A 13,251-nucleotide genomic window follows, 5' to 3' on the forward strand; every position below is an offset into this window, starting at 1 on the left:
AGCCGTCAGTTAGAAAGCGATATGGTCGCGACGATACGTCCGACAGCATAGTCGAAGACGATAGCCTGGCGCTGGCCGCTAGCAAGCGTGCCATAGAACAGCACCTGGTTTCCGGAAAGCGCCGTGGACTGCACGGTAAAACCCTGCGGCAGCGCTGCGGTCACTGCCACCGGTGCTTCCGAAGGAATATTCGAGGCAGCAGAGCCCGCCGCTTTCGGCGCGGGGCGCATCGTCTTGTAGACAACAGCGCCGAACACCGCCATAAGGCTCACCACCATGATGGCAGCCGAGACGATCTGCAGGCGTATCATCTTGCGTCGGACATTTTCCAGGGCCGGATCGAGGGGCTTTTCCTCTTGATCGTCTAGCTCGAGATTCGTCATCGATGCGTCCTATTCCCTAGAGAGCGCCCAGTGCGCCGGAGAAATGCGTTTGAGCGACCCCTTTAAAGAAGCCGCGGGCATTAGAAAAGTCCTAACCGCCGATGAAACAGCCGAAGGCCGGCTCGATGCATGGCTGACGGCGCAGGTCGGCGAGGAATTTTCCCGCAGCCGTATCCAGGCCCTGATCAAGGATAGCGCCGTTCTGCTCAACGGAGCCCCGGTAACCGACGCCAAACGCAAGGTGCGCCCTGGCGATACCTACCAGATCACCCTGCCCGAACCCGAAGACCCGACGCCGCTCGGCGAAGATATTCCGCTCGACGTACTCTACGAGGATGATGACGTCATCGTCATTGCAAAGCCCGCTGGCCTCGTCGTTCACCCCGCTGCCGGCAATTGGACGGGCACGCTGGTCAACGCCCTGATCCATCATTGCGGCGATAGCCTTTCCGGCATTGGCGGCGTGCGCCGGCCCGGCATCGTTCACCGGCTGGACAAGGACACCACCGGTGTCATGGTTGTCGCCAAGAACGACGTCGCCCACCGTCACCTCTCCCTGCAATTCGCCGACCACGGCCGCACGAGGTCGCTGGAGCGCGCCTATCAGGCAATCGTCTGGGGCCGTCCCCGCCAACTGATCGGGACTATCGACGCGCCGCTTGGCCGCTCCACCGGCGACCGTACCCGACGCGCCGTCAAGCGTCCGGGCAATCAGGACGCCGACGAAGCGATCACGCACTACGAAGTTATTGAACGTTTTCACGAGGCACCGGACGCCACCGCGCTCGCCTCCCTGGTCGACTGCCATCTCGAAACCGGCCGTACCCATCAGATCCGCGTCCATATGGCCCATATCGGCCATCCCCTACTCGGCGACGCCGTCTATGGCGGTGGCTTCAAGACCAAGGCCAATTTGCTGCCGGATGCTGCCAAGCAGGTGGTCAACCGCTTCCCCCGCCAGGCACTCCACGCTTACCTCCTGCAATTCGAACACCCTCGCACCGGCGAAGTCATGCACTTCGAAGCGCCACTGCCGGATGATATGGAGGAACTGGCGGCAGCGTTACGGGATTGAGAAGGCGGCCCCAGACCCCATAGCGCCACCGGTATGGCTTGCAATTCGCAGGAATCAGTCCGAGGCTTTAGTTTTCGGGTGAGGCCTTCGCGACATCGCCGATCGTGATTTGTCTCAGTCCCTGGCGCAGAGTTGCGATGTTTGCGCCCCCGTTTAACTGCTCGAATTCTTGCTGGGCCTTCTCCCAGAGAGGTTCCGCTCTCTTGTGCAGGAGACGGCCGTCCTTGGTGAGTTCAACGATACGAACCCTGCGATCTGCAGGAGACGGCTTGATGCTAACGAACCCGTCGCGTTCCAGGAAGCCGACCATCTTTCCCATCGCCGTCCGCTCGATATCGAGCCGCTCGGCAAGAACGTTGACCGTGGCACCGTCAGCCTCCTCGAGAGCCGCCAAAATCAGAAACTGCGTGATGCGCAGCCCGACTGGCTCAAGATGGTCATCGTAAAACCGCGTGATCTGTCGGCTCGCCTTTCTCATGGCGGAGCAGTTGCACTGATCGATTCCAAGCGGTTGGTTGGCCGACAACATTTTAATTTCCTTTCGATTTCATTCTTTACCCGAGCCATGGGCGCGAAGCCCAAGGAAGCCCCGCGTCCCATAGCAATTCCCGGCATCGCCGGATTTAGAATAGCCCCTCCGGTGGGGCGATGTAGCCGGGCACTTCGTCCGCAAGTGTGCTCTTCAGCAGCACCGTCCCTTGATCGGCCATGATCTCGCTCTTGCCAGCGGCGAGTGCGTCATAGGTCTGGCGCACAACATCCTCCGGGCTGGCCTTCGGCACGTCGATGCCGCTGGTCAGATCGGTATCCACGAATCCGACATGCAAGCCAAGGACCTCGATGCCGCGATCGCGAAGGTGGAAGCGAAGCTGGTTCGTATAGCTCCACGCCGCCGCCTTTGATGCCGCATAAGGTGTCAGAAAGGGCCGCGGAAGCCAGACGATGTCGGACAGCACATTGATGATGGCGGCATGTGGTTTGGCCGACAGGATTTGCTCGAAGGCCTGCGAGACGCGCACCACGCCATAATAATTGGTATCAAAGAGGCGCTGCGACTGCGCTTCGACATCATCTGCCAAAGGCCCGTTGATTAGGGCGGCGATCCCTGCATTGTTGATCAATAGCGTCGTATCCGTTGCCAGTTCCGCGGCTGCGGCGATCGATGCTTTATCCGTGACATCGATTTTGACCGGGACCATGCCCGGCTCATTGAAGCCGCTCGTGTTGCGCATGCCCGCATAGACCTTCGATGCTCCGCGGCGGAGTGCCTCGCGTGCGAAGGCTAGGCCCAGGCCACGATTGGCACCGGTGATGAAGACTGTGTTGTTGGCGATGTCCATAGCAATTTTCCTTTCTGGGGCCACAGGTCAGCGTAGAGATGTTTGTCGCTGGCCTGGCGATCGGTTGGGTTCAAAGAAAAATGTCTTCGGGCAACTGCCCGGAGAGCGCCCCGCGCAAATGGGCGGCGAGTGATAGAACCGAGCCAAGCGGGCTCATCCGCACGCTGACCCGGGGCACCGAGCCGTCGGAGGCGTGATCGACGACCACGACGGCGGTCAGCCTCTCCCCGTTCGTCAGAACGGCCTCATATTCGAGGAAGAGCCGGGAGCCGACGACCTGAAGGAACGTCGGCGTCTGCGAAGGATAGAAGGTTCCGACGGCATTCACGGCGAGCCTGATCTCGTCGCGTCCGATGACGGAACCTCGCAACACGGAGCTGGTCAGCTCCGCGTCGGCGGTCAGGTCGTCCAGAAAGGGATGACGTTCATCTTGAGCATGTGACATTGTAGAATCTCCGATTTGTCTTCGTGGAATTCACGCGAAGGCGGCGCGATTGTTGGAGACAAATTGCTGGACCGAGAGCGCCGGAGTTCCGGTAATCGTCTCGACCACATCATTGGTTCCCGAGAAGATGCCGTCGCGATAGTTCTGGGCGACTTCGACGAGGTGCTGCACAAGGAACGGCGGGAACTTGTAGAGATTTTCCATCTTGCCCTTGAACGCCTCTATCGAGGACGGCGCATATTCGATCTTCGCACCAAGCGCCTCGCTCATGACGGCGGCGATCTCCGTGTGGTTCATCTCGACCGGACCATGGAGCCGATAGATCCTGCCTTCATGCCCCTTCGGATTCGCCAGCACATGAGCGATCACACGACCCTGATCATCGGAGGAGATGGGCGCGTGCCGCCCGCTCTCAAAGGGGAACTCGATCTTCTTTGTGGCCCAGATTTCCTTTGCGAAATGGGGATAGACGAGCCAGTCGGCAAAGAAGGTCGGGCGAAGATGCGTCGTCGGAACACCTGACCAGTCGAAGACCCGCTCGGATATCCAGTGGTCCTGAGCTGCATGGCTTGCCGACTCCCGGCGCGCCGAAATCTGCGACATGTTGACGATCGCGGTAACACCGGCCTCCTTTGCAGCCTGTGCAAAATAGGCCGAAGCGCCAAGGATGCCTGGTGCGATCGGGTGAAGAAAATAGGCCGACCGGATGCCTTCCATGGCCGCCCTAATGTGATCGATGTCTGTGAAATCGCCGACGGCGATATCGACACCGCGCTGCCTCAGCGCCGCCGCCCGCTCATCGTCCGAGCGCACATAGGCACGCACACTTTTACCCATCTTCAGGAGTTCGTCGATAGCGGCGCCTCCGGTCCGTCCCGTTGCACCGCTTACAAGTATCTCAGCCTCGCTCATAATCGCTTCTCCATCGTTAAATAAGAGCATATGCTCTTACTTATATCGATATAGGAGCATATACTCTTATCGTCGAGGTTTTTTATGAACGCACACTTCGCCTTGATGGATCGAAGGGGAGAGGTCGATCACCATTGGTTGCAATTGTTGCCGAATACCGCAAAATGCGTGACTGGACGCCCGCCCTTTCGCCGCCTATAATAATTTTGTGAAACCGAACTCCGGTACGTGCCCTCAGCTACCCAAAGGCAACGCATTTTGGGGACTGAAGCGGCAAAATCTCACAGGACCGGAGCGTTCGGGAAGATAGTCTCAGAGATAAACGTTACGGCGGGCATAGCTGTCGCGCCGGGGTAACTCTTGCGTGACTACGTTCTTGAATCACTGTTTTGCCGTACTTATCTACACGTTGGTTTAGTGCGGGGTCTTCACGACCTGCACGCCTTGGTCTGCTTCGCAAAGGGCGCGCAATACGTCTCCAGAAGGGGCCAGATCTCGAATAGGAGGGTGCATTCATGACCCGTAATACCTTGCCGTCCATTACCGCCGGTGAAGCCGGCCTCAACCGCTATCTCGACGAGATTCGCAAGTTCCCGATGTTGGAGCCGCAGGAAGAGTACATGCTCGCCAAGCGCTACGCGGAACATGCAGACCGTCAGGCTGCGCATAAGCTCGTCACAAGCCATCTGCGCCTCGTGGCGAAGATTGCCATGGGATATCGCGGCTACGGCCTGCCGATCGGCGAGGTCGTGTCGGAAGGCAATGTCGGCCTGATGCAGGCCGTGAAGAAGTTTGACCCGGAACGTGGCTTCCGCCTGGCAACCTATGCCATGTGGTGGATCAAGGCCTCGATCCAGGAATATATCCTGCGTTCGTGGTCGCTGGTGAAGATGGGCACGACCGCCAATCAGAAGCGTCTGTTCTTCAACCTGCGCCGCCTGAAGGGCCGCATCCAGGCCATCGATGACGGCGATTTGAAGCCGGAACATGTTACGGAGATCGCCACGAAGCTGAAGGTCTCCGAGGAGGAGGTCGTTTCGATGAACCGCCGCCTCTCGGGCGACGCATCGCTGAACGCGCCGATCAAGGCCGCCGAGGGCGATTCCGGCCAGTGGCAGGATTGGCTTGTCGATGATCACGACAGTCAGGAAGACGTGCTGATCGAGCAGGACGAGCTTGATACGCGCCGCCGCATGCTGGCACGCGCCATGAGCGTCTTGAACGACCGCGAACGCCGCATCTTCGAGGCTCGCCGTCTCGCAGAAGACCCTGTGACGCTGGAAGACCTCTCGGCCGAGTTCGATATCAGCCGCGAGCGCGTCCGCCAGATCGAAGTCCGCGCCTTCGAAAAGGTGCAGGAAGCCGTGCAGAAGGACGCGCTGGAACGCGCAAAGGCATTGCGTGTGGTCGAAGCCACCGCATAGTGCTTCCGGTTATTACCGAATGAATTCAACAAAAAGGCGGACCGCAAGGCCCGCCTTTTTTTGATTCCGGCAGTTTGAGACCGCTTACTGGCCGCTCGAAGCGACGCCGCCAAGCGCCTGCCACTCGGCGATCGCCTTGTTGAAGGCGTCTGTACCGCTCGGCCCCTTCTCCATGGTCAGCAATGCGCGACGGCCATTGCGATAGACCACGGGAATATCCATCCAGTTGCGGGTTTTCAGGAGGTCGAGATTGGTCTTGCGCGCATCCGGAAAATCGTTGAGCGCGACCATATAGACGTCGTCGGTCACCTTGGCCGGCACAGCGACTAGGGCGTCGCCACGATCCTGCTCCGTCGACTTGAGCGCAATGCGTTGCACGCTGTCGATGGCGCCGCCTTCGAAATTCGGCGGAACCTGGAAAGCGAGCTCAACCAGATGGCTTGCCGGCAAAGAGGCATCGGTATTGCGCGACACTGTAATTGTCGCCGTCAGGCCGCGCTCGGGCACATTGATGAGGCCCTGGACGGACGGTTCCGGCCGGCCATCCTCACCCTTGCCTTCCTGCAGAGACCAGGTGACCGTGCCTTCGAAAGCCGTGGGCGACGTCTGGCCGAGACGCTCCTCATAGAGGAACACCTTCTGCCCATCCGTTACCGGCGCCGTCTGCTGTTGGGTCGCTGGCTGCTGCTGTTGGGTGGCAGGCGGCTGCTGGGCAGGAGCCGATGCCTGCCGGTCGGTCGACGGCGGTGTCGTGGTCGGCGCGGTCGCGGCAGGAGCCTGCGCGGCATTCGCATTGTTGGCGGGTGCGGTTGCCCCTCTTGTCGGAGCAGCAGCGGCCACATTCTGTTCGGCCACGGACTTGCCTTCAGCGACACCCGGCTGTCCGCCCGCTGCCGGGCCTTCATCCTCTTCCGCGCCGTTCGCCATCAGGCGCTGCGTGAACTTGGAGTTGACCGTGTTGGCGTCGTTGTCGAGCGAGGCGACATTGGTGTTGCCGGCCGCCGGCTGCTGCGTGGCGGCGTTGTTTTGCGCCGGAGCAGTCGCGCCCGGCGCGGAAGCGGCAGGCGCATTCGTGGCCGGAGCGGTCGTATTGTTGTTCTTAGCCGTCTCGGTGGCGGGAGTGGTCGCAGTCTTCGGCGCCGAACTGATGAGGTCGGCGACCATCTTGTTGAGCGCTTCGCGGTTCCGCCAGGCGGCATAGCCGCCGCCGGCGACGATCGCGAGACCGACCAGTGTCAGGATAATACCGGTCACACCGAAGCGGCGGCGCTTCGGCTCCATGCGGAAGCTCTTGCCCTGCAGCTTCGATGCCATGGCCCGGCTGAGATCCGGCGGAACGGCAGGACCGCCGCCACGGTCTCCCTCGGCGAATTTGTTGAAGCCGGCGAGCTCCTTGAGCTCGCGCCATCCATCTTCGGCCGCATCATTCTTCGGCGTTGCCTTGGGCGAGGAATGCACATCGGCGAAGAGATCGACATCGTCAAAAGCGTTGTCCGGCATCTGCCGGCCAGGCTGCGCCGGCTTGACGGCTGGCGCCGGCACCGATTGCAGCTCCTCGAAAACATCTGCATCCCAGGCAAAGGCCTTGTCGCTCGCCGGTGCTTTCGCCGTGGGGGCCGGCTCTACCGGATGGCCGAAGACGGCCGGGGCAAAGGCGGCAGCGGGCATGACGGCTGCCGTCACCGGCTCGGATTCAGCCCGCTTTGCCCGCGCATCGACCTCGGCCCAAATCTCCTCGACCTGGCTCATAACATTATCGGCTGGCGCCTGATGAACAGCATGCGTCTGCGGAGCGACATATTCGGGCTCGGCGGCAACCGCCGGCACCTCCTCCGCATAATGCTCCGGCTCTTCCTGATGCACATGCTCTTCGACAGGCTCCGCATAGGCCTCGTCGTGATGAACAGCCGCGGGTGCCTGCTCCTGCGGCGCGTCGACCCATTCCTCTACCGGCTGATGCTCCTCCGCGGCCTGATGCTGAGCATGCACGGGCTCCTCATAGACGGGCTCCTCGTAAGCAGGCTCTTGATGGACTGGCTCTTGGTAGGCGGGTTCCTCGTGTACCGGCTCTTCATATACCGGCTCTTCGTGCAAGGGCTCGGAAGCGGCAGGCTCCTCATGCGCGTGAGCCTCCTGATGGGCCGGCTCCGGTTCCTCGGCATGGTGTTCCTGCGCAAGATGATGCTCTTCAGCGGGCTCATGTTGCGGCTCCTCCTGCACCGAAGGCGCTTCCGCTACCGGCTCTTCAGCCAGCGGCAACGCCTCCGCATGCTCAGCTTCTACCTCGACGATCGCGGCTTCCAGCTTGTCGAGCTGACGGCGCAGCATCTCCTCCGGCGGGCGCGGCTTCATGCTCTCAAGCTGCCGCTGAACGGCACCACGAGCCCGCTCGTAAACCTTGACCCGCATCTCGGGAGTGTTTTCGGCCAGGCCGTCAACGGCCCGGCGAATGACTGCTACAAAATCCGCCATCAGTACTTTCTCATGATGCCCGGCACGTGGCTGAACCGGGATTCGTCATTGATCCGCGACATTAGCCCTCAAAGGGATCGGTCACAAGTATGGTGTCTTCGCGCTCCGGGCTGGTCGAAAGCAGCGCGACAGGTGCGCCGATCAGCTCTTCGACCTGCCGGACATACTTGATCGCCTGTGCCGGCAGATCAGCCCATTTGCGCGCGCCGACAGTCGATTCCTTCCAGCCTTCGAGCGTGATGTAGATCGGCTCGACGCGGGCTTGCGCCGCCTGGCTCGCCGGCAGGTAGTCGATCTCATTACCGTCGAGCTTGTAGCCGACGCAGATCTTCAGCTCGTCAAGACCGTCGAGCACGTCGAGCTTGGTCAGCGCAATGCCGGTAATGCCGGAGGTCTTCACGGTCTGGCGAACCAGCACGGCATCGAACCAGCCGCAACGGCGCGGGCGACCGGTGTTGACACCGACCTCGCGGCCGACCGTCGACAGATGCCGGCCGATCTCGTCATGCAGTTCGCACGGAAAAGGTCCTTCGCCGACGCGCGTCGTATAGGCCTTGGTGATGCCCAGCACATAGCCGAGCGCCGTCGGCCCGAGGCCGGAACCGGCGGCTGCCTGCCCAGCCACGGTATTCGACGAGGTCACGAAGGGATAGGTGCCGTGGTCATTGTCGAGCAGAGCGCCTTGGGCTCCTTCGAAGAGGATACGCGCGCCTGCCTTGCGCTGCTCGTCGAGCAGCCGCCAGACCTGGTCGATATAAGGAAGAATGTCTTCGGCGACGGAGGTGAGTTCCTCGTGCAGGGCATCGAAGGAAATTTCGTCCAGGCCCATGCCGCGGCGCAGCGCGTTGTGATGCGTCAGCAGCCGATCGATCTTGGCCGGCAGCGTTTCCGGTTCAGCAAGATCGATAACGCGGATGGCACGGCGGCCGACCTTGTCTTCATAGGCCGGGCCGATGCCGCGGCGCGTCGTGCCGATCTTCGTGCCGCTGTTGGAGGCCGCATCTTCGCGCAGGGCATCGAGGTCACGATGCAGCGACAGAATCAGCGGAGCGTTTTCGGCGATGCGCAGTACGTCAGGCGTCACCGCAATGCCCTGAGCGCGCAGCTTTTCGACTTCGGCGACGAAATGATGGGGATCGACGACGACGCCATTGCCGATGACGCTCAGCTTGCCGCGAACGAGGCCCGAGGGCAGCAGCGCGAGCTTATAGCTGATACCGTCGACAACCAGCGTATGACCGGCATTGTGCCCGCCCTGAAAGCGCACAATCACATCGGCACGTTCCGAAAGCCAGTCGACAATCTTGCCCTTGCCTTCGTCACCCCATTGCGAACCGATCACAACTACGTTCGTCATTTCTCCATTCCCGCTTCCTGCGCGCAGAGGCGCGCCTTGCTCAAACCCGCGCATCTATAAAACTTTGTTTTTGGGAAAGCGACCCTGTTGTCTCAGGAGATTCGGCTTTTTACGTGACGAATCAGCGCGCCCAACAGGATTTTTCCCATCGGTGCGCGTTCACCTGCAAAATATTGGTGCTCGGCCAGGCAGCAGAATCAATCGTCTGGCCGCCAAAGAGCGACGTTTAGCCGAGTTCCAGCGTGGTCACGGCAAAGACCCGGTCAAGTGTGGTTTTGGGTGCTGCACCACGATACATTCGTGCCGTCTCGAACACCGGCGACAGCCCGAAGGCTTCGGCAAGCTCTATCGCTTCGGCATTGTCTGCAGGCACATCCAGATAGACAGGCCGCCCCTTCGCCTCGGGCACCAGCTTGGCCAGCAAATCCAGCGCCACATCGGAACTGTTCGCAAACAGCGGGCCGACCTTGTATCCCTCGAAACAGCGCCTAATCGTGCCGTAGCCCCGGATTTTGCTGCCGCTGCCGACCATGACGGATTTTCGTTTTTCCGGCGCGCCGCACCAGGCCGTGATGAAGGAATAACGCAGCCCCGGGAAAATGGCGGCATCATACCTGAGCAAGCCTTCGAGCTTGTCCTGCGTGACCGGACCGACATCCGCACTCGCTCCGCCTTTATCAGGCATTTTCGGGATGCCGCCATAGCGCAGGGTGCGATAGGCCGTCTCAAAGCCGTGGCGACGGTAATTTTCTTGCTGTGCGACGACGCCGTCGAGACCGATGGTACGATGGCCCGCGAACGCCATGCCCTTCTTCCATAGCGCCTTGCCGTAACCCTTGCCGCGAAATTCGGGATGGACCATGTAGAGGCCGAGAAAGGCGAAGCTTTCGCCATAACGCACGACGGAAATGCAGCCGACCGGCACTTCACCGATCGTACCCATAAAGAAGCCGGCAGGATCCGCCTCCCAAAAGGCAAGGGCATCATCGACACCGGGATTCCATCCCTCTTGCCGCGCCCATTCGAGAGCGAGCTCCAATTCCCCAGCCCGCATTGTACGCACGGCAAAAGTTGACTTCATAAACCAGCCCTGAATCGCCCCCTGGGCATCGTCCCCGCCTGAACGATTATGCCCAATTCATCATGCTGCAACGCGATAACAATCACAAGCAATATGCGATGATATGCCTAACTGGTTAAATTCTTGGTGGCATTGGCGCGTAGGCAGCCGGATCGACCGATAGCGGCCGACCCTCGAGCGATAGGCTTGCGATCCGCGCCGGCGTCTCGCTGATCACCTTGCCGCGCCGGACGACAAAGAGCCTCGTGGCGCGCATGCGAACGGCTTCGATCGGATCCCGAGCCTGCAGCACGACGAGATCGCCGGTGCAGCCGACTTCGAGCCCATAACCGTCGAGACCCATCACTTTGGCCGGATTGACGGTGACCGCGTCGAAACAGAACCGCATCGCTTCGCGCGACGTCAACTGACCGACGTGCAGCCCCATATGGGCGACATCCAGCATGTCGGCGCCGCCGAGCGAATACCAAGGGTCCATGCAGCAATCCTGGCCGAAGGCGATATTGATGCCGAATTCGCGCATCTCCTTGACCCGGGTCAGTCCGCGCCGCTTTGGATAGGTGTCATGCCGCCCCTGTAGCACGATGTTGATCAGCGGATTGGGGATCGCATGCACGCCTGCCTCCGCAATCAGAGGCAGGAGTTTGGAGACATAATAATTGTCCATCGAATGCATCGAGGTCAGGTGCGAGCCGGCCACCCTGCCTTGAAGCCCGAGCCGTATCGTTTCGGCGGCCAGCGTCTCGATGTGACGCGACAGCGGATCGTCGGTCTCATCGCAATGCATATCAACCCTCAGACCGCGCTTTTCAGCGATCTCGCAGAGCGCACGCACGGAACGCGCGCCGTCCTCCATCGTCCGCTCGAAATGCGGAATGCCGCCGACGATATCAACGCCAAGATCGAGGGCGCGCTCCAGATTCGCTGCCGCCGTCGGCGAGCGGTAATAGCCGTCCTGCGGGAAGGCGACGAGCTGCAGATCGAGATAGGGCGCGACTTTTCTTTTCACGTCCAGCAGCGCTTCGACGGCAAGCAACCGGTCGTCGCAGATATCGACATGGGTCCGCACGGCGAGCAGCCCCTGCGACACCGCAAGATCGCAATAGCGCAATGCCCGCTCTGCCACCGCCTCATGCGTCAACAGCGGCTTCAACTCACCCCAGAGCGCGATACCCTCCAGCAGCGTGCCCGACATATTCAGCCGCGGTAGGCCAAGCGACAGCGTCGCATCCATATGGAAATGGCAATCGATGAACGGCGGCGAAACCAGTTGCCCGCCGGCATCGATCACACGCTCCACCTCTCCCTCCAAGCCCGGCTGCACAGCCACGATCTTGCCGCCAGCAATAGCGATATCCTGACCCTCACGGCCATCGGGAAGGCTGGCATTACGGACGATGAGATCGAATGACATCGGGAATTGCCTTTGGATTGAAGCGCGACAAGACGGATATGTAGTGCGAAACGGCGATGAAATGAACGGTTCGTACAGCGCCGGCACACGATGTCACAAGAATCGAGGTGCAGACAGTGAGTTGACTCGATTCGCTCTTTCCGCAACTTTCTCTCGAGAATCAGTAAATACAAGCATATGTGGAAATCATGGTCGAATCAGCCCACACGGCGACCACTGTCAATTCTGTTCCCCCTTGGCAGCGGTGGGGTGCGCGAATGATCGATTTTTCGCTCCTTTATCTGCCATCGAATTATCTCGCGGAACTGCTCTTTTCACGCCTTTTCCCATCAGCTTATCTTCAAATGGCACTGCCGGACGCGCGCATTGTCGCAATATACCTTGCTCCCGGCATGCTGTGGTATCTCCTTCCTCTTGTTATGGTTGCGCTTCTTATTACGTCCGTCGTTCTGGCGCTGGTAATGGCCGTATTCGGAGCAACGCCTGGAAAGGCGATCTTTGGTATCAAAGTCCGGCCATTGAACGGCAACGGCACATTCCGTTTCCATTTGCGCAGAGAGCTGGCCGTTTTTGCCGCCGGCTTCGGATGTGGCTTTCCATTGATTTCCGCACTCACGATGGTCGTGCAAAGACAGCGCGTCGCTCTCGGATTGCCCGCCAGCTATGACGAAGGTCGGGCCAGCATCACCGGTATGCGATTGACGCCGGTTCGCGAAGTCCTGGGTGCCATCGCTATCATAGCAACTGCAATCGGCGCGACGATGCTCACCGTAAGCGAGCGCGGAAATGCGCCGTGGCATCTGCAAACCTATGCCTGGCAAAACCCAGTAACGTCGAAAATCACTGCCATCAGCAGGATCTGGCAGGTCAAGAGCATACCGGCCGCGCCTCCGAATAGATATTACGAATTCCGCAGCAGTCGATCACTATTATCTATGGTTCAGTTTGGATATGAACGCTGGTCCGGCAACAATATCGACAACGCTTCCTATGCTGCCATATTGCAGCCGGTTGTGCAGCAACACTTCAAAGTCATCGACGATTGGAAGCCTGTAACCGTGGGTGGGATTTCCGCCCTGCGTATTCATGCCTCCGGCTTTGACGGGCTCTCAACCGCCATCGAGATTACCGTGGCGGTTCAAGGACGTGATTGCTGGCAAACAAGTGTCTACACGCGCGGCAAGGAAGTTGACGACACGACCGGCGCCACCGATCTTGCCGAGGCGTTATTTTCAACCATTGCAACCGACCAGAGCGAAATCTCTGCGCTCAACGTGACATCTCCGTGACGCGCGCCATCGCGTATAGGCGTCATCGGCGATCATGTGTATAAGCGACAACAACTGCC

12 protein-coding genes are annotated in these 13,251 nt (G+C 60.2%); 3 read left to right on the forward strand and 9 right to left on the reverse strand.

Annotated features, from left to right (window positions below):
* Window positions 1-5: 5 nt before the first annotated feature.
* On the reverse strand, window positions 6-383 hold the full coding sequence (locus GGD50_RS06465) for a hypothetical protein (RefSeq protein ID WP_107108979.1): 378 nt from the start codon (window positions 381-383) through the stop codon (window positions 6-8).
* A 49-nt stretch (window positions 384-432) separates the two neighbouring features.
* Between GGD50_RS06465 and GGD50_RS06470 the strand changes: the two genes are divergently transcribed.
* Complete coding sequence (locus GGD50_RS06470) at window positions 433-1,458, forward strand: RluA family pseudouridine synthase (protein ID WP_107109438.1); 1,026 nt, start codon at window positions 433-435, stop codon at window positions 1,456-1,458.
* A 67-nt stretch (window positions 1,459-1,525) separates the two neighbouring features.
* Here the strand turns inward: GGD50_RS06470 and GGD50_RS06475 are convergent, their stop codons facing one another.
* The 4 genes from GGD50_RS06475 to GGD50_RS06490 all read right to left on the reverse strand — a co-directional run bounded on the left by GGD50_RS06475 (window position 1,526) and on the right by GGD50_RS06490 (window position 4,155).
* Window positions 1,526-1,987, reverse strand: coding sequence for a MarR family winged helix-turn-helix transcriptional regulator (locus GGD50_RS06475; protein ID WP_107108980.1), 462 nt, complete (start codon window positions 1,985-1,987; stop codon window positions 1,526-1,528).
* A gap of 94 nt (window positions 1,988-2,081) precedes the next feature.
* Complete coding sequence (locus GGD50_RS06480; RefSeq protein WP_107108981.1) at window positions 2,082-2,798, reverse strand: SDR family oxidoreductase; 717 nt, start codon at window positions 2,796-2,798, stop codon at window positions 2,082-2,084.
* Window positions 2,799-2,868: 70 nt separating this feature from the next.
* On the reverse strand, window positions 2,869-3,243 hold the full coding sequence (locus GGD50_RS06485; protein WP_107108982.1) for a hypothetical protein: 375 nt from the start codon (window positions 3,241-3,243) through the stop codon (window positions 2,869-2,871).
* Window positions 3,244-3,273: 30 nt separating this feature from the next.
* Window positions 3,274-4,155, reverse strand: coding sequence for an NmrA family NAD(P)-binding protein (locus GGD50_RS06490; protein ID WP_107108983.1), 882 nt, complete (start codon window positions 4,153-4,155; stop codon window positions 3,274-3,276).
* Window positions 4,156-4,670: 515 nt separating this feature from the next.
* Between GGD50_RS06490 and rpoH the strand changes: the two genes are divergently transcribed.
* The gene (rpoH, locus tag GGD50_RS06495) at window positions 4,671-5,579 is read left to right on the forward strand and encodes an RNA polymerase sigma factor RpoH (protein WP_107108984.1); all 909 of its coding nucleotides are present in this window, start codon (window positions 4,671-4,673) and stop codon (window positions 5,577-5,579) included.
* A gap of 84 nt (window positions 5,580-5,663) precedes the next feature.
* On the opposite strand, the gene GGD50_RS06500 is transcribed toward rpoH, so the two are convergent.
* The 4 genes from GGD50_RS06500 to GGD50_RS06515 all read right to left on the reverse strand — a co-directional run bounded on the left by GGD50_RS06500 (window position 5,664) and on the right by GGD50_RS06515 (window position 11,903).
* Window positions 5,664-8,051 (reverse strand): hypothetical protein, encoded by a 2,388-nt coding sequence (locus GGD50_RS06500; protein WP_107108985.1) that lies wholly within the window; start codon window positions 8,049-8,051, stop codon window positions 5,664-5,666.
* Between the two features lie 61 nt (window positions 8,052-8,112).
* The gene (locus GGD50_RS06505) at window positions 8,113-9,408 is read right to left on the reverse strand and encodes an adenylosuccinate synthase (protein WP_107108986.1); all 1,296 of its coding nucleotides are present in this window, start codon (window positions 9,406-9,408) and stop codon (window positions 8,113-8,115) included.
* A gap of 226 nt (window positions 9,409-9,634) precedes the next feature.
* Entirely contained in the window at window positions 9,635-10,489 is an 855-nt protein-coding gene (locus tag GGD50_RS06510; RefSeq protein ID WP_107108987.1) for a GNAT family N-acetyltransferase, read from the reverse strand.
* A 115-nt stretch (window positions 10,490-10,604) separates the two neighbouring features.
* Window positions 10,605-11,903, reverse strand: a complete 1,299-nt coding sequence (locus GGD50_RS06515; protein ID WP_107108988.1) for an amidohydrolase family protein — start codon at window positions 11,901-11,903, stop codon at window positions 10,605-10,607.
* A gap of 188 nt (window positions 11,904-12,091) precedes the next feature.
* Between GGD50_RS06515 and GGD50_RS06520 the strand changes: the two genes are divergently transcribed.
* The gene (locus GGD50_RS06520; protein ID WP_107108989.1) at window positions 12,092-13,192 is read left to right on the forward strand and encodes an RDD family protein; all 1,101 of its coding nucleotides are present in this window, start codon (window positions 12,092-12,094) and stop codon (window positions 13,190-13,192) included.
* The last annotated feature ends 59 nt before the right edge of the window (window positions 13,193-13,251 follow it).

This window comes from Martinezella paranaensis (genome assembly GCF_014200235.1).
GTDB classification, from domain to species: Bacteria; Pseudomonadota; Alphaproteobacteria; order Rhizobiales; family Rhizobiaceae; genus Rhizobium; species Rhizobium paranaense.